We start from the raw sequence: 25,364 nt of genomic DNA, 5'->3' as shown, positions 1-25,364 counted from the left end.
TCAGGGCGCTTCGTAGCCGATGGTCTTGACCAGCTCGCGGTATCGCGCCATTTCGCTCGCGTAGAACTTCTCGCCCGCCTCCAGGCTCATCGGCTCGAAGACCGTCTTGGCCTGCGACTCCAGCTGCGCGCGCGCATGCGGGTTCTTCAGCGCGGCCGCGATCGCCGCGTTCAGCCGCTCGGCCACCGGCTGCGGCGTGCCCTTGCGCACCATGTACGAGGTCCAGATGCCGAAGTCGAACTCCTTCATGTCCTTGCTCTGCGCGCTGGTCTGCAGCGTGTCGAAGGGCGCGGGTAGGCGCTTGCCCGGAGAGAGCGAGCCGACCAGGCGCAGGCGGCCCTGGTTCACGTAGTCCACGTAGAAGGCCTGGTAGGGCATGAACGCGAAGTCGATCTGCCCGCCGAGCAGGTCCTGGATGATCGGCGCGCCGCCCTTGTAGGGCACGTGCGTGAGGGGCGCGCCGGTGCGCCGGGTGAAAAGCTCGCCGAGCAGGTGGTACAGCGTGCCCGCGCCCGGCGTGCCGTAGCTCAACGGCGCGTCCTTGCGGGCGCGCGCCAGCGCCACGAACTCGTCCAGCGAATGCACCGGCAGCTTGCTGTTGACCACCAGCACCAGCGGCGAGGTCGCCACCGGCGCGATCCACTGGAAGTCCTCGGGCTTGTAGCGCGTGCTCTTGTTCACCAGCCCCGACAGGATCAGCTCGTTGGGCGAGCCCTGGAACAGGTAGTGGCCGTCGGCCGGCGCGCCGAGCACCTTGGCCGCGGCGATGGCGCCGGTCGCCCCGCCGATGTTCTCCACGATCACCGGGCCGCCGAGCGCCTTGGCGAAGGGTTCGCTCAGCGCCCGCGCGGTGAAGTCGCTGGCCGCGCCGGCGGGGTAGGGGACCATCAGCGTGACCACCTTCGAGGGGAAGGCGGGCGCCTGTGCTTGTGACTGCGCTTGCGCCATCGCCGCCGTGCCGCAGCCTAGAAAAGCCAGCGCGCAGAGCCATCGGCCGAATCGTTTCATGGTGAATTCCTGGGTCTTGAGTGGTGTGCGCTGGATGCTAGGAATCGGTCTTTCATCCGTCCAATGCATTGTTTTTGTCATTACCATGCGCATCACTCATGCAGACCCCGCATGCAAACGCGCTCGCGCCACCGTCATGAACCTCCAGCAACTCGACCACTTGCTCGCGCTCGCGGAAACCGGCTCCTTCAGCCGCGCTTCCGAGAAGGTGCACCTCACGCAGCCGGCGCTCAGCCGCAGCATCCAGATGCTCGAGCAGGAGCTGGGCATGCAGCTGGTGGACCGCATCGGCAAGCGCAACGAGCTCACGCCCTTCGGCGCGATGGTGCTGGCGCGCGCCAAGCGCATCTCGACGGAAGCGCACGAGCTCAAGCGCGCCGCGGCGCTGCTGGCCGACGGGCAGGCGGGCTCGGTGCGGCTGGGGCTTGGCGCGGCGCCCGGCGCGTTGTTCTCGGGTCCCTTGCTGATCGAGATGCTGCGCAAGCACCCGCGCGTGGGCCTGCAACTGCACGGCGGCAGCCCCGAGCTCCAGCTGGCGGCGTTGCGGGCGCGCACGCTCGACGCGCTGGTGCTCACCTACCGCGCGGTGCCGCCGCGCGAAGACCTGCACATCGAGGTGCTGCCCACCATGCGCTCGGGCTTCGTCTGCCGGCGCGACCATCCGCTGCTCGCGCAGGGCGGCGGCAAGCCCGTGCGCTTCGACGCGCTCACGCGCTACCCGGTGATCTCCACGATGGTGAGCGACGACGTGGCGCGCACGCTGGTGGCACGCTACGGCAGCGACGCCAGCCCGCAGCGCTGGCTGCACGTGTCATCGGAAGACATCGGCGCGTTGATCGGCGCCGTGCGCAACACCGATGCCATCTTCCTGGGCGTGCTGGCGGCCACGCGCGCGCTGCAGGACAGCGGCGAGCTGGCCGAGCTGAAGGTGCACCCCGCGGCGGGGCTGAGCGCGCAGTTCGCCTTCGTCACGCTCGAAGGCCGCACCGAGGCGCCCGCGCTGCAACTGGTGCGCAGCTTCTGCGTGGCGACGGCGCGCTCCGGCGCCGGCCGCCCCGCCTCGACTCAGCCGACCGCGTAGTCCACCTGGTGCCGCGCGATGCGCAGGTCGCCCAGCTCTTCGCGCACGCGCAGATGCGCCGGGTGCGTGGCATAGCCGTCGAGCGACGCCTGGCTGTCGAACTCGCTGTACAGCACCACGTCGCAGGCATAGCCGATGCCGCTCGAATCCACGCCGACCTCCAGGTGCAGCAGCCCCGGGATCTGCCCGCGCAGCGATTCGAACTTGCGCTTGAGCAGCGCGCGGGCCTGCGCCTTTTCTTCCGGCGTGTCGCCGCGCAGGTCCCACATGACGATGTGCTTCAACACGGGCGCGGGCATCGGCGTGGGCGCGGGCATGGTGCGCGCGTTCATTCGGCCGGCGGAAAGCCGACCTTCTGCGGCCACAGGTTGGTGAAGGCCAGCACCGAGCTGCTGGCGTAGAGCCCGGCGCGGGTGAAGGGCTCGTTCGCCTGCCATTGCTCGGCCGCGGCACGGCTGTCGAAGTCGATGGCCAGCAGGCTGCCGACCATGGTCTTGCCGTCGTCGGCCAGCAGCGGGCCGGCGAAGGCCATGCGGTCGGCCACATGGGCCAGGTAGGCCTTGTGCTCGGGGCGCACCGCGGTGCGCAGCGCGGCCGAGCCGGGCTTGTCCAGAAGATGAAAAACGAAGATCACGCGAGGCTCCTGCGTTCAGTGGCATGGGGGATGCCGGCCGATGGTAAGCAGGCGCGGCGCGAAACGCCATGCGCTTCGGGCCCCGTGCGTGAAGAACAGTTTTCCGCTGGCACACGGAAGCCGTGAACACGGGGAGCGCGGCGAGCGCGGCGAGGCTGCTTACCAGCCCATCTGCTTCGCCGCCAGTTCCTTCATGATGTCCTCGGCGCCGCCGCCGATCATCATCACCTTCACCTCGCGGTAGATGCGCTCGCTCACGGTGCCGCGCATGAAGCCCATGCCGCCCAGGACCTGCACGGCCTGGTCGGCGCAGAACTGCATGGTCTGCGTGGCGTGGTTCTTCAGCAGGCAGATCTGCGCGACCCATTCCGGCGCGTTGTGGCGGCCTGCGGCTTCGAGCGCATCGCCTTCTGCGGACACCGCTTCCAGCCACGCCTCGGTCGACGCGATGCGCATCTGCATGTCGACCAGCTTGTGGCGCACCGCCTGGTGTTCGATGAGCGCGGCACCGAAGGTCTTGCGCTCGCGCGCCCATGCCAGCGCCTCGTCCAGGCACGCCTGCGAGAAGCCCAGCGCGCCGGCGGCCAGGCCGATGCGCTCGCCGTTGAAGTTGCCCATGACCATGCGAAAGCCCGCGCCCTCTTCGCCGAGCAGGTAGCGCGCGGGCACGCGCACGTTGTCGAAGTGCAGCGTGGCGGTGTCGGAGCACAGCCAGCCCATTTTCGACAAGCGCGTGCGCGAGAGGCCCGGCGCATCGCCCGGCACCAGCAGCATCGAGATGCCGCCTGCGCCGCGGCCCTCGCCGGTGCGCACGGCCACGGTGATCCAGTCGGCGCGCATGCCGGAGGTGATGAAGGTCTTCTCGCCGTTCAGCACGTAGTGCGCGCCGTCGCGCCGCGCGGTGGTGCGCAGCGCGGCCACGTCGGAGCCGCCGCCGGGCTCGGTGATGGCCAGCGCCGCGATCTTCTCGCCGCGCAGCACCGGCGGCACCACCTCCTGGCGCACCGCCTCGCTGCCGTGCAGCACCACCGGCGGCAGGCCGATGTTGTGCGAGAACAGGCTGGCCAGCACGCCGCCGCTCTGGCCGTGGCGCGCCAGCGCGATCCACGCGGGCAGCTTCAGCGCGTAAGAGGCCGGCGTGCCGCCCAGTTCCTCGGGGTAGCCCAGGCCCAGCAGGCCGAGTTCGGCGGCGCGTGCGTACAGCGCGCGCGAGAACTCGCCCGCGTCGTCCCAGGCCTGCACGTGCGGCGCGATCTCGGTCTGCGCGAAGCGCCGCACCGTGTCGGCGAGCGCCGCGCGGTCGGCCTTCAGTTCGTCGTTCACCGGCGCGCCCTCAAACGCGCGGCGCCCGCTTGGCGATGCCCATGGTCTTCGCGAGGATGCCCAGCATCACCTCGTCCGCGCCGCCGCCGATGGAGCCGAGCCGGCCGTCGCGGTACAGCCGCGAGACGCGGTTTTCCAGCGTGAAGCCCATGCCGCCCCAGAACTGCAGGCAGGTGTCTGCCACCTGGCGCGTGAGCCGGCCGGTCTTGAGCTTGGCCATCGACGCGAGCTCGAGCACGTCTTCGCCCTGCACATGCAGGTCGCAGGCGCGGTAGGTGAGCGCGCGCAGCGCCTCCACCTCGGTCTTGAGCTCGGCCAGCTTGAACTGCACCCACTGCTGGTCGGCCAGCGTGCCGCCGAACATCTGGCGCTGCTGCGCCCATTCGATGGTCTGCGCGATGCAGTCTTCCATCGACTCGAGCGAGCTCGCCGCGGCCCACAGCCGCTCTTCCTGGAACTGCTGCATCTGGTAGATGAAGCCCTGGCCCTCCTCGCCGATGCGGTAGCGCTGCGGCACGCGCACGTTGTCGAAGTAGATGAGGCCGGTGTCGCTGGAGTTCATGCCGATCTTGCGGATCTTCTTCGCCTTCTCGATGCCGGGGCTGTCCATGGGCACCATCACCAGCGACTTGTTGCGATGCACGGGGCCGTCGCTGGTGTTGACCAGCATGCACATCCAGTCGGCCTGCAGGCTGTTGGTGATCCACATCTTCTGGCCGCTGATGAGGTAGTCGTCGCCGTCCTTGCGCGCGTGGCTCTTAAGGCCCGCCACGTCGCTGCCGGCGCCGGGCTCGCTCACGCCGATGCAGCCCACCATGTCGCCCGCGATGGCGGGCGCCAGGAACTCGCGGCGCAGCGCGTCGCTGCCGAAGCGCGCGAGCGCGGGCGTGCACATGTCGGTCTGCACGCCGATGGCCATGGGCACGCCGCCGCAGCTCACGTGGCCCAGCGCCTCGGCCATGGCCATGGCGTACGAGTAGTCGAGCCCGCCGCCGCCGAAGGCCTCGGGCTTGTTCAGCCCCAGCAGGCCGAGGTTGCCGAGCTTCTTGAAGACCTGGTGCGCGGGAAAGATCTCGGCCTCTTCCCATTCGTCCACGTGCGGGTTGATTTCTTCGTCGATGAAGCGGCGCAGGGTCTTCTGGATCTCGAGGTGTTCGTGCGTGTACTGCATGGGGTTGTCTCCGGTCTTCTGTTCGTTTGTTCGTTCTTTATTTGTCCTGCGCATCCTGGAAGACGCGCGGCGTCTGCGCCAGGTGGAAGCCGTCGAAGGGCTTCACCGCCTCGCGCTGCCGTGCCTGCGCGTCGGGCAGCTCCATGGGCCAGCCCATGCGCACCTGCGGCCGCGCGCCGTCCACGCGCAGCACGGTGCCGCTGATGAAGCTGGCCGCGGGGCACAGCAGGAAGGCGATGGCGGCGGAGGTCTCGGCCTCGGTGCCGAAGCGGCCCGCGGGCAGCGTCTTGCGCATGGCGCGCAGCATGTCGCCGGCCTCGGGCGGGTAGTGGTCCATGCCGCTCGATGCGATGTAGCCCGGCGCCACCGCGTTCACGCGCACGCCGCTCACGGCCCACTCGGCCGCGGCCGTCTCGGTGAAGCTCACCATGCCCGCGCGCGCCGCGCCGCTGTGGCCCATGTTGGGCATGGAGCCCCAGATGTCGGCCACGATGTTGACGATGGCGCCGCCGTGCGCCTGCATGCTCTGCAGGTAGCACTCGCGCGCCACCAGGAAGCCGCCCGTGAGGTTGGTGTGGATCACCGCCTCCCAGCCCTTGGCCGAGATGGCGTGCAGCGGCGTGATGTACTGGCCGCCAGCGTTGTTGACCAGCCCGTCGACGCGGCCCTGCGCCGCGACGACGGCGCCGATGGCCGCGCGCACCGCGTCTTCCTGGCGGATGTCGAAGGCCTGCGTGCTGGCCTTGCCGCCGGCGGCCTCGATCTCGGCTTTCACCGCGTCCAGCTTGTCCTGCTTGCGGCCGACCAGCACCACGTGCGCGCCGAGCGCGGCAAGTTCGTGCGCGGTGCAGCGGCCGATGCCCGAGCCGCCGCCCGTAACGACGATGATCTGCCCGTCGAAGAGGCCGGGCGTGAAGACGGAGCGGTAGCGAGAAGAAGCATTCATGTCGAAAACTTTCGAGAACTTGGGTGGAAGCGCGTCATGCGTCGGCGGCAACGTCGGTTGCTTCGGCCGCATCTGAAACTTCAGCGACCACGTGCCGCGCGGCCACCTGCGCACCGACCGCGACATGCAGCGCGACGCGCCCCGCGCGCGGCGCGCAGTGCACGTGCTCCATCTTCATCGCCTCCAGCGTGACCAGCGGCTGCCCCGCGGCCACCGTATCGCCTTCGGCCACGAGCAGCGCGATGACGCGGCCGTTCATGGAGGCGCGCAGCAGGCCGTCGCCGCCGCTGTCGCCCGCGCGGGCCACCGCCACGTGCGTGAGGTTGTCGAGCCGGAACGCGCGGCCGCGGAAATGAAAGAACGGAAAGTTCGCGCGGCCCGACTCGCGCACGACCACGGCCTGCTCGGCCAGCCCGCCGCACGCGAAGCGCAGCGCGCCGTGGTCTTGCAGGGCCAGCAGCGCGACCTGCGTGGCGGGCCGGTCGTCCAGCGCCACGTCGAACGCGCCCTTGCCGCGCGGTGTCGCGCGCGCCGCATGCACCACGCCGTCGAGCGAAAAGCGCAAGGCATTCGGCAGCGTGTGCGCCAGGGGAGACGGCCAACCGCGCTCGCCGAGCTGCAGCAGCAGGGCGGCCAGCAAGGCGGCTTGCGTGTCGGTGGCGGCATCGGGTGCGAGCAGCGCATCGGCATGGTCGGCAATGAAGGCGGTCGTCGCCTCGCCGCGCGCGAACACCGGGTGCGACAGCGCGCGTTGCAGCAAGGCCTGGTTGGTCGCGATGCCGAGCGCCACCGTGTCCTGCAGGCCGGCGACGAGCCGGTGGCGGGCTTCGTCGCGCGTGCGGCCGTGCGCCACCAGCTTGGCGATCATCGAGTCGTAGAAGGGCGGCACGGCCGCGCCGTCGCGCAGCGCGTGCTCGGTGCGCAGCACGGGCGAAGGCCGCCACGCGGCGAGCGTGCCGCTCTGCGGCATGAAGCCCTGCTGCGGGTCTTCCGCGCACAGGCGCACCTCGATCGCGTGGCCGCTGATGCGCACCTGCTGCTGCGTGATCGGCAACGGCTCGCCGGCGGCCACGCGCAGCTGCAGCTCGACCAGGTCGAGCCCGGTCACGGCCTCGGTCACGGGGTGCTCGACCTGCAGGCGGGTGTTCATTTCCATGAACCAGTACTGGCCGTCGGCGTCGAGCAGGAATTCGAGCGTGCCCGCGCCTTCGTACCCGATGGCCTTCGCCGCGGCCACGGCCGTGGCGCCCATGCGCTCGCGCAAGGTCTCGGACACGGCGGGCGAGGGCGCCTCCTCGATCACCTTCTGGTGCCTGCGCTGCACCGAGCAATCGCGCTCGCCCAGGTGGATGGCGTGGCCGTGCCGGTCGGCGAACACCTGCACCTCGACGTGGCGCGGCGCGACGATGGCGCGCTCCAGGATCACCGTGGCATCGCCGAAGGCGTTGAGCGCTTCGGACTGCGCGCTGCGCAGCAACTCGTCGAACTGCGCGGCCGAATTCACGAGCCGCATGCCGCGCCCGCCACCGCCGGCCGTGGCCTTGATCATCACGGGCCAGCCGATGCGCGCGGCCTCGGCGGCGAGCGTGGCGGCGCGCTGGTCTTCGCCCTGGTAGCCCGGAATGCAGGGCACGCCAGCGGCCTGCATCAGCCGCTTGGCGCCGGCCTTGTCGCCCATCGCGCGAATGGCGTCGGGCGAAGGGCCGATGAAGACCAGGCCGGCGTCGCGGCAGGCCTGCGCGAACGCGGCGTTCTCCGCGAGAAAGCCGTAGCCGGGGTGCACGGCGTCGGCGCCGCTGGTGCGCGCGGCCTCGATGACGGCGGCGATGTTCAGGTAGCTCTGCGCGGGCAGCGCTTCGCCGATGCACACGGCCTGGTCGGCCTGGCGCACGTGCTCGGCGTCGGCATCGGCGGTGGAATACACGGCCACGGTGCGGTAGCCCATGGCGCGCGCGGTGCGCATCACGCGCACGGCGATTTCGCCGCGGTTGGCGATCAGGATCTTGTGAAAACCACTCATGGCCGTGCCACCGAGAACTGCATGGCCTGCGGCGTGCGCGCATCGGCGTCGCGGCACACGGAGAGCACCTCGGCCAGCACGGCGCGCGTGTCGCGCGGGTCGATGACGCCGTCGTCCAGCAGCAGCGCGCTGGTGGTGAACACACTCATCTGCCGGTCGAAGCGCTCGACGATCTGCTGCTGCATCGCGTCGATCTTCGCGTGGTCGACCACGCCCTTGCCGCCGTCCTTGCGCGCCATGCCGGCCTCCATGACGATGGCCATCGTCTTTGCGGCCTGCTCGCCGCCCATCACCGCGGTGCGCGCGTTGGGCCAGCTGAAACAGAAGCGCGGCGCGAAGCCGCGGCCGCACATGCCGTAGTTGCCCGCGCCGTACGAGGCGCCGCAGTGCAGCGTGATCTGCGGCACGGTGGCGTTGGTCACGGCCTGGATCATCTTGGCGCCGTGCTTGATGATGCCGGCCTCTTCATGCGCGCGGCCCACCATGTAGCCGGTGATGTTCTGCAGGTAGACGATGGGGGTGCGCGACTGGCAGCACGCCTGGATGAAGTGCGTGGCCTTGGTGGCGCCGTCGGAGTCGATGGGCCCGTTGTTGGTGACGAGGCCCACCGCATGCCCTTCGAGACGGATGTGGCCGCATACCGTGGCGCTGCCGTAGTGCTCGCTGAACTCCAGGAACTCGGAGCCGTCGGCAATGCGCGCGATGACCTCGCGCATGTCCACCGGCCGCCGGCCGTCGCTGGGCATGAGGCCCAGCAGGTCTTCGGCGTCGTGGCGCGGAGGGGCGAAGGGGCGCGGCCTGTCTTCGCGCGCCCAGTCGATGCCGCCCAGGATAGAGCGCGCGATGCGGATGGCGTCGCGGTCGTCCTCGGCCAGGTAGTCGCCCAGGCCGGAAACGTGGGTGTGCATCACGGCGCCGCCCAACTCCTCTTCGGTCGCAATCTCGCCGGTGGCGGCCTTCAGCAGCGGCGGGCCGGCAAGAAAGGCCCGGGTGCGGTCGCGCACCATCACGATGTAGTCGGACAGGCCCGTCTGGTACGCGCCGCCCGCGGTCGAGGAGCCGTGCGTCACCGTCACCACCGGCAGCCCGGCGGCCGACAGCCGCGCGAGGTTGCGAAAGATGTTGCCGCCGCGCACGAAGTCCTGCACGCGGTACTGCATGAGGTTGGCGCCCGCGCTTTCCACCAGCTGCACGTAGGGGAGCTTGTTTTCCAGCGCGATCTCCTGCACGCGCAACTGCTTGTCCAGCCCCATGGGCTGCAGCGCGCCGGCGTCGATGCCGGAGTCGGAGGCGTTCACCATGCAGCGCACGCCCGCCACCTGGCCGATGCCCGAGATCAGCCCGCCGCCGGGCACGCTCTTCGACAGGTCGGGGTTGTCCTGCCCCAGCCCCGCGAGCGAGGCCAGCGGAAGAAAGGGGGCGCCGGTGTCCAGCAGCAGCGCGATGCGCTCGCGCGGCAGCAGTTGGCCGCGCCTGGCGAAGCGCTCGGCCGAGGCGCCGGAGGCGGCCGCGGCGCGGGCCTCGTGGGCGCGCACCTCGCCGAGCAGCGCGAGCATCGCCGCGCGGTTGGCCTGGAAGGTGTCGCTGGCCGCGTGCAGCCGGGATTCGATGACGGGCATGGGGTGTCTGTACAGGTCGTTGTTGTCGCTCTGTACAGACTGTAGGGGGGGCCCGCCGGCCCTGCTTGCGCCAACTAGCTGGTCGGCTGGCTCAGCTGATGCGCGGATGCCGCACGCCTGCCGCAGGCGTCGTGTCCAGGCTGCTGCCGGTCACCACCCAGTAGATGAAGATGAGCACCGCGCCGGCCGTGCCGAACACCGTGAGGCTCATGGAACTGCCGCCGATGGCCAGCGCGTCGACCGGCGCGGCGGCGGTGCAGATCATGTCGGCCGCGCTCATGCCCACGTAGTGCATGGTGCACACGGCCAGGCCCATCACCGCGGCGGCCGCCACCTTGTGGGTGAAGCGGCGCAGGTTGAAGGCCAGCCACAGCGCCGCGGCGGCCGCGCTCACCGCGATGACCACCGACAGCCCGACGCGCGCGATGTCGAAGTCCATCGAGGCGCGCATGTTCATCGCGAACATGCCCATGTAGTGCATCACGCACACGCTGGCGCCGGCCAGCAGGCTGCCGCCCAGCCAGCCCGACTTGCTGAACTGGCGGCGCCCGCCCGCCATGTACAGCGCAATGCCCGAGATGAGCACCGCCGCCACCAGCGACACCACCGTGAGCGGCACGTTGTACGAGATGGCCACCGGCAGCCGGTAGGCCAGCATGCCGATGAAGTGCATCGACCAGATGCCGATGCCGCCCAGCGCCACGGCGGCGCAGGCCACCACGGCGAGGTTGGGCTTGCCGTCCGCGCCGACCATGCGCCCGGCGCAGATCAGCGCCACCAGCGAGCCCGCGAACGAGATGAAGAACGAAAGCGCCACCATGCCCACGGAGTACTCGGGCGAAAGCAGCTGGCCTGTGACGAGCGGAGTCATGAGGAGGGTTCCTTTCAGTGAAGAACAAGAACGCCCGCGACCCCCGAAAACCCCTGCCTGACCGGTACGCCGCGAGACGTGCCGATCAGTCTGTAATGTTTGTTATTAAAAGTAAACAGGTATTTACACTTCTTGTTACGCTACCTGACAGGGCTGATTCGATATATCGCATTGTTCCGATCGGCCGACACGTAGACCGTGCCGTCGCGCCCCACGGCCACGCCCGTCACCACGTAGGGCGGCGGCATTCCGGGCCCGGGCGCGAGGCCGATCGGCAGGTTCTCGGCCACCGTGCGGCGGCTGCCGTCGGCCGGGTCGATTTCCACCAGCCGGCGCGCCGCGCTCTCGGCCACCACGAAGCTGCCCCACGGTGTTTGCGCCAGGCCCTCGGGCAGCGCCAGGCCGTCGGCCACGGTGCGCAGCGGCGCGCTGGCGTCCAGCGGAATGCGCAGCAGCTTGCCGGCGGCCTCGGTGACGTAGAGCGCGCCGTCCTGCCCGACGACCATCTGCACCGGGCCGTTCAGGCCGCTGGCAATCACCGACTTCTGGGCGAACCTGGGTCCGCTGGCGCGCGTGATGCTGCCGGTGGCGATCTCGGCGTAGACCACGCTGCCGTCCGGCATGGGAATGGCGTCGAAGGGCGCCTTCAGGCCGTGGATCACGTCCACCGTCTTCAGCGTCTGGCGGTCGACCAGCTGCACCGAGCCGGTGAACCACGAGGTCAGCGCGATGAGTTTCGGCGACAGCCCGACCGCGAACGGGTAGTCGAGCTCGGGCTCGCGCTGCATGCGGAACACGTCGTGCACCTCGCCCGTGCGCACGTCGACCCGGCGAAAGCCGAACACGTCGGCCACCCACAGGTCGTTGCCGTCGATCTTCATGCCGGCCGGCACCGCCACCTTGCCGCTGGTGAGCGTGCGCAGCTCGCCGGTAGCAGGGTTGAAGGCCTGCACCTCGTTGTTGGCCATGTTGGACACGTAGATGGTGCCGTCCGGCGTGTCCTTCGCGATGGCCAGGTTGTCCAGCGAGGGCCGCAGCTGCTTCGCGACGGTCTTGCGGCCGGTGGCCAGCTCCACCTTCACCAGCTCGCCGCTGCGCGCGTCGACCACCCAGAGGTTGCCCTTGCCGTCGAGGTTGGCCGCGGCCGGGATCTGGAAGCCGTCCGCGATGACGGTCATGGCGCCGTTGGCCGGGTCGATCTTCACCACCTGGCCCTTGAACCACAGCGGCCCGTAGAGCATGCCGTCGGGGCCGGCCTCGAAGCCGTTGAAGCCGCCCATGTCCTTCTTGATGAGCCGCGGCGGCTTCTGGCCTTCGCGGTCGATCTCCCACAGCGCGTCGCCCAGGAACACCTGCGAGGCGTAGAGCTTGCCGTTGCGGCGGTCGAAGTCCAGCGAGTTCAGGCCGGGCAGGTCCTTGGCCAGCACGCGCAGCGGGGCGCTGTCGCTCTCGCGGTAGCGCAGCATGCCCATGAGGTAGTTGGTCCACGCCAGCTCGCCCTTCGGTCCCACGGCGATGTCGTCGGCCTGGCCTTCGGGCGCGTCGACCAGCACCCTGGCCGCGCCGGTGGTGCGGTCGACCTCCCACAGCGTGTTGCCCAGCACCGAGCCCGCGAGCAGCCGGCCCTTGCCGTCGATGGCCAGGCCGTGCACGCCGGCGAAGGACGAGGGCGCGACCAGCACCTCGGGCGCGGCCCACGAGGCCGGCCGGGTGGCGGCCGGTGCCTTGGATATGTTGACGGACGGTGCCGAGAAAGGCGCCATCACCGAGCCGCACGCGCCCAGCAGGGCGAGGCCGGTGGCGAGCAGGGCGGCGCGAAGGGCGCCGTGACAGGCGCTGGACGAAAGACGGGTCATGCGTTGTGTCTCCTCTTTGTGGTCGCGCGACGGGGCGCGCGAGGCAGTCTAGGAGGCGGGGCGGGGCGTGGAGTCGCTCCCGGGACACGGTGCGGACTTTCGTCCGCTGGGGCTTACCCGGCCGTTCGGATGTGGCTGGCGGCCGCTCAGCCGTTCGTCGTTCAGCCGCGCAGCAGCTGCGTGACCGTGTGGATCAGCAAGCCCACCAGCCCGCCCACCAGCGTGCCGTTGATGCGGATGAACTGCAGGTCGCGCCCGATGTGGCGCTCCAGCTCCAGCGTCATTTCCTGCGCGTTCCACTCGCCCACGCGCTCCTCGATGTAGCGGCGGATGTCCTCGCGATAGCGCTCGATGGCCAGCGGCGCGGCGGCCTCGATCTGCTCGTTGATCCAGCGGCGGATGGCCTCGTCGCCCTGCAGCCGCGTGCCCAGCGCGCCGGCCATCGAGGCGATGCGCTGGCGAATGGTCGAGTCGTGGCGGCCCAGGTCGTCGTGCAGCCAGCCCAGCAGCTCGCCCCACAGGCCGTGCAGGTAGTCGCCCAGCGCGGGGTGCGCGATGAGCTCGGCGCGAATCTGCTCGCCGCGCTGCTGGAACTCGGGGTCCAGCTTCAGGCGCACCACGAAGTCGTCGACGAAGTGGTCGAAGCGCTTGCGCATCGGGTGGTCGGGCTCGGCCGCCAGCTCGCCGATGGTGCGCGCCACGGCCGCCACGATCTTGCGAGTGGCCAGCTTGGCGGCCACCTGGTCCAGGCCCACGTAGCGCAGCGTCTTGATCTCGCGCGCGATGGCCTCGGTGATGTGCGCCTGCAGCTCCTCGCCCTCGAGCAGGCCGGCCACCTGCTGCAGCACGTCGTCGAGCAGCGCCTGGTGGCGCCCGCCGGCGGTGAGCGCGTCCAGCGCCTGGCCGGTGAGGCGCGAGAGGTCGATCTTCTGCAGCCCCGCGGCGGCGGCCCGGCCCATGAAGGCGCGCACCCGCTCGTCGTCGAAGGCCGCGAGCCCGTAGCGCGTGGCGGCCACGCCCCATTCGCCCAGCTTCTCGCCGCTGGCGGGGCGGGCCAGCCAGTCGGCGATGCGCCCGGCCGCGTCGAACTGTCGCACCTTGCCCAGCACCTGCGCGGTGCTCAGGAAGTTGTCGCAGATGAAGCCCGCGAGCTTGGCGCCGATGCGGTCCTTGTTGCTCGGGATGATGGCCGTGTGCGGAATCTTCAGGCCCAGCGGATGGCGAAACAGCGCCACCACCGCGAACCAGTCGGCAATGGCGCCGACCATGGCCGCCTCGGCAAAGGCGGCCACATAGCCCAAAGAGTCCCAGGCCGGGTGCCGCGCGTGCAGCACGCTGGCCGCCGCGTACAGCAGCGCGGCGCCGCACAGCAGGCCGAGCGCGACGCGCTTCATGCGTTGCAGCGCGCCGCTGTCTTGTGGGTCAGCCAATCTTGGGCGAGGTGGCCAGCCGCTCCATGAACAGCTCGCAGCGCGCCAGCTGCTCCAGGCTCACGAACTCGTCGGGCTGGTGCGCCTGCTCGATGCTGCCGGGGCCGCACACCACGGTGGGGATGCCGGCGTTCTTGAACAGGCCCGCTTCGGTGCCGAAGGCCACCAGCGTGGTGCGGTCCTCGCTGGCCAGGCGCTGGGCCAGCAGGGTGATCGGGTCGTCGGCCGAGCCCAGGAAGCTCGGAATTTCGCAGATGGTCTCGAACTGGAAGCCCGCGTCGGGCGCGACCTTTTTCATGGCCGGCTCCAGGCCGCCCGCGTAGGCCACCACGTCGCTCTGCATGCGCCTGGCGTCGGCGGTGGGCAGGTCGCGGAACTCGTAGCGGAACTCGGCGTCGCGCGGCACCACGTTGTCGGCGATGCCGCCGTGGAACTGGCCCACGCTGGCGGTGCTGAAGGGCACGTCGAAGCCTTCGTAGCGCGGCTCGTTGCGCTCGAAGTCCTCGGCCATGTCGCGCACCTTGCCGATCACGCGCGCGGCCATCTCGATGGCGTTGACCGACTTGGGCGTGAGCGACGAATGCGCCTCCTTGCCGCGCACGCAGCACTTGTAGCGGTACACGCCCTTGTGGGCGATGGCCGGCACCATGCTGGTGGGCTCGCCCACGATGCAGGCCAGCGGCTTGATGCCCGCGTCGCGCATGTCGGCAATGAGCTCCTTCACGCCGAAGCAGCCGATTTCTTCCTCGTAGCTGAAGGCGAAGTGCACCGCGAAGGGCGAGTCGCTTTCCAGGAAGCGGTGGGCGTTGGCCAGCGCGATGGCAATGAAGCTCTTCATGTCGGCCGAGCCGCGGCCGTAGAGCTTTTCGTTCTGCACCACGGCGGAGAGCGGGTCGACGCTCCAGTCCTGGCCGTCCCAGGGCACCGTGTCGGTGTGGCCCGAGACGATCACGCCGGCCGGCTTGCCTTCGCCCAGCGTGGCGAACAGGTTGGCCTTGGTGCGCTCGGCGTTGTAGGTGATGCGGCTCTTCACGCCCAGGGCCGCGAGGTGGCTCTGCGCGAAGTCGATCAGTTGGAGGTTGCTGTTGGCGCTGACGGTGTTCATGCGAACCAGCGTCTGGGCCAGCAGAAGGCTTTGGGGGGAAAGCGTGTGGAGCATGCGGCGCATTCTCCCGGAAGTCGGCGCGGCGCGTGCGTTGTCGGCCACTGCGAATGCCAGTGCCACTGCCACTGCCGCCGCCAGCGTCGATGCCGTCCCGGCCTGGCCTGGCCTGAGGGTTTGCCCGGCACGGTCTTTGCGGGTGCAGTGGCAAAGCCTAGACTGTGAAGCATGAAACTCATCGATTCGCTCGTCACCCAGGCGGCCGGCATCGCCGCCGTCCGACGTGACCTCCACGCCCACCCTGAACTCTGCTTCGAAGAAGTCCGCACCGCCGACGTGGTGGCAGGCAAGCTCACCGAATGGGGCATTCCCATCCACCGCGGGCTGGGCACCACCGGCGTGGTGGGCATCGTCAAGAACGGCACCAGCACCCGCGCCATCGGCCTGCGCGCCGACATGGACGCGCTGCCCGTCACCGAGCTCAACACCTTCGCCCACGCCAGCCAGCACCACGGCAAGATGCACGCCTGCGGGCACGACGGCCACACCGCCATGCTGCTGGCCGCCGCGCAGCACCTGGCCAAGAACCGCAACTTCGACGGCACCGTGTACCTGATCTTCCAGCCGGCCGAAGAAGGCGGCGGCGGCGCCCGCGAGATGATCAAGGAAGGGCTCTTCGAGCAGTTCCCCATGGACGCCGTGTTCGGCATGCACAACTGGCCCGGCATGAAGGCCGGCCAGTTCGCCGTGAGCCCCGGGCCGGTGATGGCCTCGGGCAACAAGTTCCATGTGAACGTGATCGGCAAGGGCGGCCACGCCGCGCTGCCGCAGACCGGCATCGACCCGGTGCCCATCGCCTGCGAGATCGTGCAGGCCTTCCAGACCATCCTCACGCGCAAGATGAAGCCGACCGACTCGGCCGTGATCTCGGTCACCACCATCCACGCCGGCGAAACCAACAACGTGATTCCCGACAACTGCGAGCTGTCGGGCACGGTGCGCACGTTCTCGCTGGAGGTGCTCGACCTGATCGAGGCCAAGATGGAGCAGATCGCCAGGCACATCTGCGCGGCGCACGACGCCACCTGCGACTTCCGCTTCGAGCGCTACTACCCGCCCACCATCAACACCGAGGCCGAGGCTGACTTCGCCCGCCGCGTGATGGGCGACATCGTGGGCCCCGACAACGTGCTGCGGCAAGAGGCCGCCATGACCTCGGAAGACTTCGCCTTCATGCTGCAGGCCAAGCCCGGCGCCTATGCCTTCATCGGCAACGGCGACGGCGCACACCGCGACGTGCACCACGGCGAGGGCCCGTGCACGCTGCACAACGCGAGCTACGACTTCAACGACGACCTGATCCCGCTGGGCGCGACCTGCTGGGTGCAGCTGGCCGAGCAGTTCCTGAAGCCCGGCGGTACCACCCTATGAGCGCCGCATGATCGGCATTGCCGAGGCCTTCTCCCCGCGCTACGCCCAGGCGCGCCAGAAGTTCCTGCAGGCCTGCGTGAGCGCGGGCCTCACGGTGGAGCCGCACGCCCACCCGCTGAAAGGCCGCGACGGCGAGGAGCTGTCGATGGACGTGGCGCTCGACGGCGACGCGAACGCCGAGCGGCTGCTCGTCGTCACCAGCGCCTGCCACGGCGTGGAAGGCCATTGCGGCAGCGGCGTGCAGGTGTTTGCGCTGCACGACGCCGAGTGGCGCGAGAAGGCCAGGGCGCAGGGCGTGGCGGTGCTGTATGTGCATGCGCTGAACCCGCACGGCTTTTCGCATGGCCGGCGCGTGACGCACGAGAACGTCGACCTGAACCGCAACTTCATCGACTTCTCGAAGCCGGTGCCGGTGAACGAGCCTTACGCCAGGCTGCACGAGCTGCTGCTGCCGGCCACCTGGCCGCCGACGCCCGAGAACCAGGCGGCCGTGGCCAGGTGGATCGACAAGCACGGCGCCACCGCCTACCAGGCCGCCGTGACCAGCGGCCAGTACCAGTTCGACGACGGCCTGTTCTTCGGCGGCAAGGCGCCGACCTGGAGCAACAAGACGATCCGCAAGGTGCTGGCCACCCACGCGGGCCGCGCCAGGCGGCTCGCCTGGATCGACCTGCACACCGGCCTGGGCCCCAACGGCCTGGGCGAGCGCATCTACGCGGGCAGGGACGACAAGGCCACCTACGCGCGCGCCAATGCGTGGTGGGGCACGCCGGCCGCGCCAGTCACCTCGATCTACGACGGGTCTTCCACCTCGGCGCTGCTGCGCGGGCTGATGTGGGACGCGGTGTACGAGGAATGCCCGCAGGCCGAGTACACCGGCATCGCGCTGGAGTACGGCACGTTGCCCATCCTGGAAGTGACCGGTGCGCTACGCGCCGACCACTGGCTGCACAAGCACCCGGAAGCGCCGGCCGACCTGGCCGACGGCATCCGGGCGCGGATGGTGGAGGCGTTCTATACCGACACCGACGCCTGGCGCGGGCAGATCGTGAGCCAGGCCCGGCAGGCGATGTTCCAGGCGGTGGACGGGCTCGCGGGCTGAGCCTCAGGTCCTGACGCGGCCGTCGGCCGTCAGCATCGACAGCTCGACGAACTTCGAGCCCACGTGGTTCTTCGCCGAGAACGACACCTCGAAGCCGCCGAACTGCTGGCGGTCGATGCTTTCCAGCCCGGCCACCAGGCTGTCGCGCGTCGGCTTGCCCGGCGCCTTGCGCAGGCCCTCGGTCAGCACCTTGGCGGCCAGGTAGCCTTCCATGCTCGAGAAGTTGGCGCTGGCTGCGTTGCCGGCCTTGCGCACCGCGTCCGCGAACTCGCGCGCCAGCGCGTTGGCCGGGTTGTAGGGGGAGGGCACCACCTGCGTGACCATCACGCCCGCGGCATCCTTGCCCAGCTCGTCGGCCAGCGCCTGCGTGCCCACGAACGACATGTTGAAGAAGGTGCCGCCGTAGCCCGCCTTGCGCGCCTCGCGAATAAAGGCCGCGCAGGCCTTGTACGCGCCGATCTGCACCACCGCGTCGGGCCGCGCGCCCGCGATGGTCTTCACCGCCGCGGCCACGTCGTTCGAGTTGCGCTCCACCGTGGCCAGCGCCACCGGCTTGAGCTGCAGCTGCTCCAGCGCCAGCGTCACGCCGTCGAGCCCGGCCTTGCCGTAGGCGTCGTTCTGGTAGAAGACCGCGATCTTCTTCAGGCCCAGCGTGGTCAGCTGCTTGACCATCAGCGCGGTTTCGTCGTTGTACGAGGCGCGCAGGTGGAACACGTTCTTCTGGAAGGGCTCGCGCAGCGACATCGCCCCGGTCAGCGGCGCGATGAACGGCACCTTGCTGTTCACCGCCAGCGGCAGCGCGGCCAGGCTGGTGGGCGTGCCGATGTAGCCGAAGAGCGCGAACACGTCCTCGTCGATCAGCTTCTGCGTGTTGGCCGCGCAGCGCTCGGGCTCGTAGCCGTCGTCCAGGTTCTTGATGACCACGTTGCGGCGGCCAGGCTGGGCGTTGTAGCTCTCCAGGAACAGCTTGGCGCCCTGGTGGAACTGGATGCCCAGCTGCGCCGCCGGACCGGTGAACGGTGCCGACTGGCCCAGCACCAGCGGTGCCTCGCCCTGCGCCCGGGCCAGGCCGAAGCCGCCCAGCGTGGCGGCCGCGCCCGCGGCCAAGGAAAAACGTCGTCGATTCATCGTCATGTTCAAAACCCCCCTCACGCGCGCTGACTCGCGCACAAATTAGACTTGCCCGATGCCCCACGCACCGGATTCATTGCTCAAAGAAGCACCCCTGCCCACCGCCACGGCCACCGCCACGGCGACCGTCCTGGGGGCCTGCCCCCACGACTGTCCGGACACGTGCGCGCTCGTCACCACCGTCAAGGACGGCGTGGCCGTGAAACTGCAAGGCAATGCCGCGCATTCGCACACCGGTGGCGTGCTGTGCACCAAGGTGTCGCGCTACATCGAGCGAAACGACCATGCCGAACGGCTGGTGCAGCCGCTGAAGCGCATTGGTCCCAAGGGCAGCGGCCAGTTCGAGCCGGTGAGCTGGGACGCCGCGCTGGACGACATCGCTGCACATCTTGGCGCATTACAGGGTAAACCCGAAGACATTCTCCCCTACAGCTATGCGGGCACCATGGGCCTGGTGCAGGGCGAGTCGATGGACCGGCGCTTCTTCCACAAGCTGGGCGCGAGCCTGCTGGACCGCACCATCTGCTCCATGGCCGGCGGCGAGGCCATGGTCTACACCCTGGGCGCCAAGGTGGGCATGCGCATCGAGTTCTTCGCCGAGGCGAAGCTCATCCTGATCTGGGGCAGCAACTCCATCGCCAGCAACCTGCACTTCTGGCGCCACGTGCAGGTGGCCAAGCGGGCCGGCGCGCGGGTGGTGTGCATCGACCCGCGCAAGACCGAAACCGCCGACAAGTGCGACGAGCACGTCGCGCTGCTGCCCGGCACCGATGCCGCGCTGGCCCTGGCGCTGATGCACGAGCTCATCGTGCACGACTGGCTCGACCACGGCTACATCGCCGAGCACACGCTGGGCTGGGAGCAGCTGCGCGAGCGCGCGCTGCAATGGCCGCCCTCGCGCGCGGCCGAGGTCTGCGGCATTCCCGAAGAGCAGATCGTGTCGCTGGCCAAGGCCTACGGCACCACCAGGCCGGCGGCCATTCGCCTGAACTACGGCATGCAGCGCGTGCGCGGCGGCGGCAACGCGGCCCGCGCCATCGCCTGCCTGCCGGCGCTGGTGGGTGCCTGGCGCGAGCGCGCGGGCGGCGTGCTGCTGAGCAGCTCGGGCCACTACCCGGTCGACCGCGCCGCGCTGCAGCGCCCCGACCTGCTGGCCGGCCGGCGCCCGCGCACCATCAACATGAGCACCATCGGCGACGCGCTGCTGGACACCGCGCGCCCGGTGAAGGCCATCGTGGTCTACAACAGCAACCCGGTGGCGGTGGCGCCCGAGTCGGCCAAGGTGGCGGCGGGCTTCGCGCGCGAAGACCTGTTCACCGTGGTGCTGGAGCAGTTCCGTACCGACACCGCCGACTACGCCGACTACCTGCTGCCCGCCACCACGCAGCTGGAGCACTGGGACATCCACTGCAGCTACGGCCACACCGACGTGCTGCTGAACCGCCCGGCCGTGGCGCCGCGCGGCGAGGCGCGCAGCAACGCCTGGGTGTTCCGCGAGCTGGCGCGCCGCATGGGCTTCACCGAGCCCTGCTTCAGCGATTCCGACGAAACGCTGTGCCGCACCGCCTTCGCCGAGCACGCCATCGACTTTCCCCAGTTGCTCGAGCAGGGCTTCACCAGCGTGAAGCTGCCCGAGGCGCCGTTCGCCGAAGGCAGATTTCCCACGCCCTCGGGCCGCTGCGAATTCTTCAGCGCCCGGCTGGAGGCCATGGGCATGAACGGCGTGCCCGACCACGTGCCCAACTGGGAGCCGGCCGGCAGCTCGGCCGAGTTTCCGCTGGCCATGATCTCGCCGCCGGCGCGCAACTTTCTCAACTCGACCTTCGTCAACGTGACCAGCCTGCGCGCCATCGAGGTGGAGCCGCTGCTCGAAATCCATGCCGACGACGCCGCCGCGCGCGGCATCGAGGACGGCGCCACGGTGCGCGTGTTCAACCAGCGCGGCGAGCACCGCTGCCGCGCCGAGGTGTCGCGCCGCGCGCGCCGCGGCGTGGTGCACGGCATGGGCATCTGGTGGCGCAAGCTGGGCATGGACGGCACCAACGTCAACGAGCTCACGAGCCAGCGCCTGACCGACATCGGCCGCGGCCCGACCTTCTACGACTGCCTGGTCGAGGTCGAGAAGGCGTGAGGCCGTTCGCCGCGCTCGCCGCACTCGCCGGGGCCGGGGTGCTGCTGGCCCTCACCGGCTGCGCCGACCTCGGCTACTACTGGCAATCGGCCAGCGGCCACATCGGCATCATGCGGGCGGCCAAGGCCGTGCCCGAGTGGCTGGCCGACCCGGCCACCTCGGCGCCGCTGAAGGCCAAGCTCGAGCTCACGCAGCGCATCCGCCGCTTCGCCACCCGCGAGCTCGGCCTGCCCGACAACCGCAGCTACACCTCGTACGCCGACCTGCACCGCGCCGCCGCGGTGTGGAACGTGGTGGCCGCGCCGCCGTACTCGCTCACGCTGAAGAGCTGGTGCTTTCCGGTGGCCGGCTGCGTGGGCTACCGCGGCTACTACAGCGAGGACGCGGCCAAGGCCGAGGCCGAGGCGCAGAAGAAGCTGGACCTCGAAGTCGCCGTGTACCCCGTGCCCGCGTACTCCACGCTGGGCTGGACCAACTGGGCCGGCGGCGATCCGCTGCTGTCCACCTTCATCGGCTACCCCGAGGGCGAGCTCGCGCGCATCGTGTTCCACGAGCTCGCGCACCAGGTGCTCTACGTGCCCGGCGACACGGTGTTCAACGAGTCGTACGCCACCGCGGTGGAGCGCATCGGCGGCGCGATGTGGCTGCAGCGCGAGGCCGGCGAGGCCGCGCGCGCGGAGTACACGCAGTTCGACGCGCAGCGCCAGGGCTTTCGCGCGCTCGCGCTGGCCACGCGCCGCGCGCTGACGCAGGTGTACGAATCGCCCGAGGCCAAGGCCGGCGACCGCGCCCGGCTCGAGGCCATGAAGCAGGCGGCCATGGCCGACTTTCGCGAGCGCTACGCCAGGCTGAAGGCCGGCTGGAGCGGCCCGCGCCAGAACGCCTACGACGGCTGGGTGTCGCGCGCCAACAACGCGGCCTTCGGCGCGCAGGGCGCGTACGACGATCTGGTGCCCAGCTTCGAGACGCTGTTCGAGCGCCAGGGCCGCGACTGGCCGCGCTTTTACACTGAGGTCAAGCGCATTGCCGCGCTGCCGACCAGCGAGGAGCGCCGCAGCGCGCTGCAGGCCGCCAGCGGCATCCTGCAAACCCATTCCAGCCCCAGCACAGACAACAAGGAACATCACGGTGCCTGACATCCACATCGAACGCAATCACACGCTGGGCATCGCCGGCGCGCGCAAGGTCGCGCACCAATGGATCGAGCAGGCCGAGCAGGAGTTCGGCCTCGAGTGCGTCTACACCCCGGGCGAGGACCGCGACGTGGCCACCTTCACGCGCGCCGGCATCGACGGCACCGTCGAGGTCACGGCCAGCACCTTCACGCTCGACGCGACGCTGGGCTTCCTGTTCAGCAGCTTCAGCGAAATGATCGAGCAGAAGATCACGCGCAACCTCGACGCGATGCTCGGCGCACCCGGCGGCGGCACCCGGCTCGCCTGAGCCTTCGCTCGAAGCAGGAAGAGCACCGGCGCCACCACTTCCTCCACCCGCGCAAAGCGCCCCAGCGGAATCCCCCGGAACAGCCCACGCCTGTTGGGACATCGGCGTGATCGCGCCCTGAACAACGACGACGCCAACGTCAAAAAAAGCAGCAGCTCACTTCAGCCGATGCATCGCGTCCCGCAACGCCGGGTACAGCGATTTGTAGATATCGAAGCGCTCCCGGTACACAGCCTGCGCCGCAGGCTCCGGGCGCGCGCGCTCCACCAGCGTGACCCAGCCGCGCTCGGCCGTTGCCGCATCGACCAGCCCCGCGCCCAGCGCCGCGAGCATGGCCGCGCCCAATGCGGCCTCGACCTCCTGCTCGATGGTGAACACCGGGTAGCCCGTGACGTCGGCCACGATCTGCATCCACAGGTCGGAGTGCGCCGCGCCGCCGACTACGATGAGCCGGTCGTCCAGCGGCTGGCCGCTTTGCCGGCCGGCTTCCATGTTGTGCTGCAGCGCGAAGCTCACGCCCTCGAGCACCGCGCGGTACAGGTGAGCGCGGCCGTGCGCGAGCGACAGGCCGATGAAGGCGCCCTTGGCCTGCGCGTCCCAGATCGGGCTGCGCTCGCCCATCAGGTAGGGCAGGAACACCAGGCCCTCCGCGCCCGGGGGCACGTCGACCGCCTGGCGCTCGATGAGCGCATGCGCGTCTTCGCCGGTGCGCGCGGCCTCGGCCACCTCGGCCTGGCAGAAGGTTTCGCGGAACCATGTCACGGCCGCGCCCGCCGTGATGGCGCCGCCGAACACGTAGCTGCGGTCCGCGCCGCGGTACACGTGCGGCATGGTGATGAGCTTGTGGCGCGCATCGACCGTCGGGCTCACGAAGCCCCAGCACATGCTGGTGCCGATCATCGCGACATGGTCGCCGCTGCCCGTGACGCCCGCGCAGAAGGTGGCCACCGCCGCATCGACGCCGCCCGCCATCAGCGGCATGCCTTCGGCCAGCCCCAGCTTCTCCGCCCATTCGGCGCTCAGCCCGCCCACCACGTCGCTCGACTCGACCAGGCGCGGCGGCATCATGCGCGCCGGAATGCCGAGCATGCGCATCGCCTCTTCGGACCACTGCCTGCGCCCGGCGTCGTACACGCCGCCGATGTTGCCGGCCGAGCTGTGGTCCACCGCCAGCTCGCCCGTGAGGCGCCAGTTGATGTAGCTGTTGGGCGGCAGGAAGTAGCGCGTGCGCTCCCACACCTGCGGCAGGTGCTCGCGCACCCACAGGATCTTGGTGAAGCCGTGGTAGCTGTCCACGCCGTTGCCGGTGATGGCTTCGAGCCGCGGCACGTCGACGTTCGCGTTCACCCATGCCACCTCGGCGGTGGCGCGGCGGTCCATCCAGATCAGGCAGGGGTGCAGCGGCTGCATCGCCTCGTCGACCGGAATGCCCGCGCCGCCGTACAGGCTGCTCACGCACAGCGCGGCGATGTCGGCGGGGGCCACGCCGCCGCCCTTGAAGGCGGCCGCGATGCAGCCGCGCACGCTCTCGCAGACCGCGTCGAACCACACCTCGCAATCCTGCTGCGCCCACAGCGGCCTCGGCGTCTCGGGCTGGTAGGCCACGCTGTGTTGCGAGTGCACCTTGCCGTCGACGCCGACCAGCAGGCACTTGGTGCTCTGCGTGCCGATGTCCACGCCGATCACGTATTTCATGGTGTGTCGTCTCTCAGGATCGGGGCTGCGGCTTGAGCAGCACCTTGATGGAATCCAGCGAGTTTGCCAGCGCGAAGGCGGCACCGCATGTGGCTCCGCGCGCGGCACCACGGCACACTCTGGCGCCATGACGACGACAACCTCTTCTTCTCCTGCGGCGGCGGGCCCGCTGGCCGGGCTCAAGGTCATCGAGCTGGGGCAGCTCATTGCCGGGCCTTTCGCGGCGCGCACGCTGGCCGACTTCGGCGCCGAGGTCATCAAGATCGAGCCGCCCGGCGCGGGCGATCCGCTGCGCAGCTGGCGGCTCATGAAGGACGGCACCTCGGTGTGGTGGCAGGTGCAGTCGCGCAACAAGCGTTCGCTGGCGCTCGACCTGCGCGAGCCCGAGGCGCAGGCCATCGTGCGGCAACTGGCCGCCGAGGCCGACGTGCTGATCGAGAACTTCCGCCCCGGCGCCATGGAAGGCTGGGGCCTGGGGCCCGACGCGCTGCTGGCGGCCAACCCCGCGCTGGTGATGCTGCGCATCAGCGGCTACGGCCAGACCGGCCCGTACCGCGACCGCCCCGGCTTCGGCGTGGTGGCCGAGGCCATGGGCGGGCTGCGCCACCTCACGGGCGAACCGGGCCGCGTGCCGGTGCGCGTGGGCGTGTCCATCGGCGACACGCTGGCTTCGCTGCACGGCGTGATCGGCGTGCTGATGGCCATGCAGCACCGGCATGCCACGGTGAGCGCCGCGCACCCGAAGGGCATCGGCCAGGTGATCGACGTGGCGCTGTACGAGGCGGTCTTCAACTGCATGGAAAGCCTGCTGCCGGAGTACGGCGCCTTCGGCGCGGTGCGCGAGGCGGCCGGCAGCGCGTTGCCGGGCATTGCGCCGACCAACGCCTACCGCTGCGCGGACGGCGGCTACGCCATCGTCGCGGGCAACGGCGACAGCATCTTCCGGCGGCTGATGGCGTGCATCGGGCGGCCCGACCTCGCGGCCGACCCGGCATTGGCCGGTAACGCGGGCCGGGTGGCGCAGGTGCAGGTGCTGGACGCCGCCATCGGCGACTGGGCCGCGCGGCGCACGGTGGACGAGGTGCTGGCCGCGCTCGACGCGGCGCACGTGCCGGCCGGGCGCATCTACACCATCGCCGACATCGCGGCCGACCCGCACTACGCGGCGCGCGGCATGCTGCAGCAGGTGCGCATGCCCGACGGCAGCGCGCTGGCGGTGCCCGGCTTCGTGCCCAAGCTGTCGCTCACGCCGGCCAGCCACCGGGTGAACGCGCCGGCGCTGGGGGCGGACACCGACGCTGTGCTGAAAGAAATCGGGCTGAGCGCCGAGCAGATCGCCGCGCTGCATGCGCGCGGGATCGTGGGCTGAG

Annotated in this window: 21 protein-coding genes; 7 read left to right on the top strand and 14 right to left on the bottom strand. The window is 70.2% G+C overall.

What is annotated here, in order from left to right; translation table 11 throughout:
• Positions 1–1,008, bottom strand: coding sequence for a tripartite tricarboxylate transporter substrate binding protein (locus AB6807_RS15535; RefSeq protein ID WP_371085284.1), 1,008 nt, complete (start codon positions 1,006–1,008; stop codon positions 1–3).
• A gap of 136 nt (positions 1,009–1,144) precedes the next feature.
• Here AB6807_RS15535 and AB6807_RS15530 point away from each other — a divergent pair, with 136 nt between their 5' ends.
• A complete protein-coding gene (locus tag AB6807_RS15530; RefSeq protein WP_116911442.1) occupies positions 1,145–2,089 on the top strand; it encodes a LysR family transcriptional regulator in 945 nt (314 codons plus the stop codon).
• Here AB6807_RS15530 and AB6807_RS15525 read toward each other — a convergent pair.
• From AB6807_RS15525 to argE, 11 genes are all read right to left on the bottom strand, one after another.
• Complete coding sequence (locus tag AB6807_RS15525; protein ID WP_371085283.1) at positions 2,074–2,421, bottom strand: Dabb family protein; 348 nt, start codon at positions 2,419–2,421, stop codon at positions 2,074–2,076. The genes AB6807_RS15530 and AB6807_RS15525 overlap by 16 nt on opposite strands.
• Entirely contained in the window at positions 2,418–2,723 is a 306-nt protein-coding gene (locus tag AB6807_RS15520) for a YciI family protein (RefSeq protein WP_116911441.1), read from the bottom strand. Before AB6807_RS15520 ends, AB6807_RS15525 begins: the two co-directional genes overlap by 4 nt.
• A 159-nt stretch (positions 2,724–2,882) precedes the next feature.
• Positions 2,883–4,046 carry an acyl-CoA dehydrogenase family protein gene (locus AB6807_RS15515; RefSeq protein ID WP_371085282.1) on the bottom strand — a complete coding sequence of 388 codons (1,164 nt, stop codon included), beginning with the start codon at positions 4,044–4,046 and terminating at the stop codon, positions 2,883–2,885.
• A gap of 10 nt (positions 4,047–4,056) precedes the next feature.
• Entirely contained in the window at positions 4,057–5,217 is a 1,161-nt protein-coding gene (locus AB6807_RS15510) for an acyl-CoA dehydrogenase family protein (RefSeq protein WP_116911439.1), read from the bottom strand.
• A gap of 37 nt (positions 5,218–5,254) precedes the next feature.
• Positions 5,255–6,163, bottom strand: coding sequence for an SDR family oxidoreductase (locus AB6807_RS15505; protein WP_371085281.1), 909 nt, complete (start codon positions 6,161–6,163; stop codon positions 5,255–5,257).
• A gap of 34 nt (positions 6,164–6,197) precedes the next feature.
• Positions 6,198–8,183: an acetyl-CoA carboxylase biotin carboxylase subunit gene (locus tag AB6807_RS15500; protein WP_371085280.1), complete on the bottom strand. Its 1,986-nt coding sequence runs from the start codon at positions 8,181–8,183 to the stop codon at positions 6,198–6,200.
• Positions 8,180–9,802 (bottom strand): acyl-CoA carboxylase subunit beta, encoded by a 1,623-nt coding sequence (locus AB6807_RS15495; protein ID WP_371085279.1) that lies wholly within the window; start codon positions 9,800–9,802, stop codon positions 8,180–8,182. The genes AB6807_RS15500 and AB6807_RS15495 overlap by 4 nt, the downstream gene beginning before the upstream one ends.
• A gap of 91 nt (positions 9,803–9,893) precedes the next feature.
• Complete coding sequence (locus tag AB6807_RS15490; protein ID WP_371085278.1) at positions 9,894–10,673, bottom strand: MHYT domain-containing protein; 780 nt, start codon at positions 10,671–10,673, stop codon at positions 9,894–9,896.
• A 140-nt stretch (positions 10,674–10,813) separates the two neighbouring features.
• Complete coding sequence (locus AB6807_RS15485; RefSeq protein WP_371085277.1) at positions 10,814–12,529, bottom strand: hypothetical protein; 1,716 nt, start codon at positions 12,527–12,529, stop codon at positions 10,814–10,816.
• A gap of 161 nt (positions 12,530–12,690) precedes the next feature.
• Positions 12,691–13,959: a DUF445 domain-containing protein gene (locus tag AB6807_RS15480; protein ID WP_286516227.1), complete on the bottom strand. Its 1,269-nt coding sequence runs from the start codon at positions 13,957–13,959 to the stop codon at positions 12,691–12,693.
• Positions 13,952–15,118 carry an acetylornithine deacetylase gene (gene argE, locus AB6807_RS15475; RefSeq protein ID WP_116911638.1) on the bottom strand — a complete coding sequence of 389 codons (1,167 nt, stop codon included), beginning with the start codon at positions 15,116–15,118 and terminating at the stop codon, positions 13,952–13,954. Before argE ends, AB6807_RS15480 begins: the two co-directional genes overlap by 8 nt.
• A gap of 171 nt (positions 15,119–15,289) precedes the next feature.
• Between argE and AB6807_RS15470 the strand changes: the two genes are divergently transcribed.
• Positions 15,290–16,492: a M20 aminoacylase family protein gene (locus AB6807_RS15470; protein ID WP_371085276.1), complete on the top strand. Its 1,203-nt coding sequence runs from the start codon at positions 15,290–15,292 to the stop codon at positions 16,490–16,492.
• Between the two features lie 7 nt (positions 16,493–16,499).
• Positions 16,500–17,594, top strand: a complete 1,095-nt coding sequence (locus tag AB6807_RS15465) for a M14 family metallopeptidase (RefSeq protein ID WP_371085275.1) — start codon at positions 16,500–16,502, stop codon at positions 17,592–17,594.
• Between the two features lie 3 nt (positions 17,595–17,597).
• Here the strand turns inward: AB6807_RS15465 and AB6807_RS15460 are convergent, their stop codons facing one another.
• Complete coding sequence (locus tag AB6807_RS15460) at positions 17,598–18,728, bottom strand: ABC transporter substrate-binding protein (RefSeq protein ID WP_371085274.1); 1,131 nt, start codon at positions 18,726–18,728, stop codon at positions 17,598–17,600.
• A 52-nt stretch (positions 18,729–18,780) separates the two neighbouring features.
• Here AB6807_RS15460 and AB6807_RS15455 point away from each other — a divergent pair, with 52 nt between their 5' ends.
• The 3 genes from AB6807_RS15455 to AB6807_RS15445 are packed head-to-tail and all read left to right on the top strand — an operon-like array spanning position 18,781 to position 22,299.
• Complete coding sequence (locus AB6807_RS15455; RefSeq protein WP_371085273.1) at positions 18,781–20,856, top strand: molybdopterin-dependent oxidoreductase; 2,076 nt, start codon at positions 18,781–18,783, stop codon at positions 20,854–20,856.
• Positions 20,853–21,992, top strand: coding sequence for an aminopeptidase (locus AB6807_RS15450; RefSeq protein ID WP_371085272.1), 1,140 nt, complete (start codon positions 20,853–20,855; stop codon positions 21,990–21,992). Before AB6807_RS15455 ends, AB6807_RS15450 begins: the two co-directional genes overlap by 4 nt.
• On the top strand, positions 21,985–22,299 hold the full coding sequence (locus AB6807_RS15445) for a polyhydroxyalkanoic acid system family protein (RefSeq protein WP_116911430.1): 315 nt from the start codon (positions 21,985–21,987) through the stop codon (positions 22,297–22,299). The genes AB6807_RS15450 and AB6807_RS15445 overlap by 8 nt, the downstream gene beginning before the upstream one ends.
• 156 nt (positions 22,300–22,455) lie before the next feature.
• Here the strand turns inward: AB6807_RS15445 and AB6807_RS15440 are convergent, their stop codons facing one another.
• A complete protein-coding gene (locus AB6807_RS15440; RefSeq protein ID WP_371085271.1) occupies positions 22,456–23,994 on the bottom strand; it encodes an FGGY-family carbohydrate kinase in 1,539 nt (512 codons plus the stop codon).
• A 127-nt stretch (positions 23,995–24,121) separates the two neighbouring features.
• Here AB6807_RS15440 and AB6807_RS15435 point away from each other — a divergent pair, with 127 nt between their 5' ends.
• On the top strand, positions 24,122–25,363 hold the full coding sequence (locus tag AB6807_RS15435) for a CaiB/BaiF CoA transferase family protein (protein ID WP_371085270.1): 1,242 nt from the start codon (positions 24,122–24,124) through the stop codon (positions 25,361–25,363).
• Position 25,364: the final 1 nt, after the last annotated feature.

This window comes from Variovorax sp. RCC_210 (assembly GCF_041355175.1).
In the GTDB taxonomy this organism is placed as follows: domain Bacteria; phylum Pseudomonadota; class Gammaproteobacteria; order Burkholderiales; family Burkholderiaceae_C; genus Variovorax.
The sequence above is the reverse complement of the archived record's forward strand: the minus strand, read 5'-3'. Positions and strand labels throughout refer to the sequence as shown.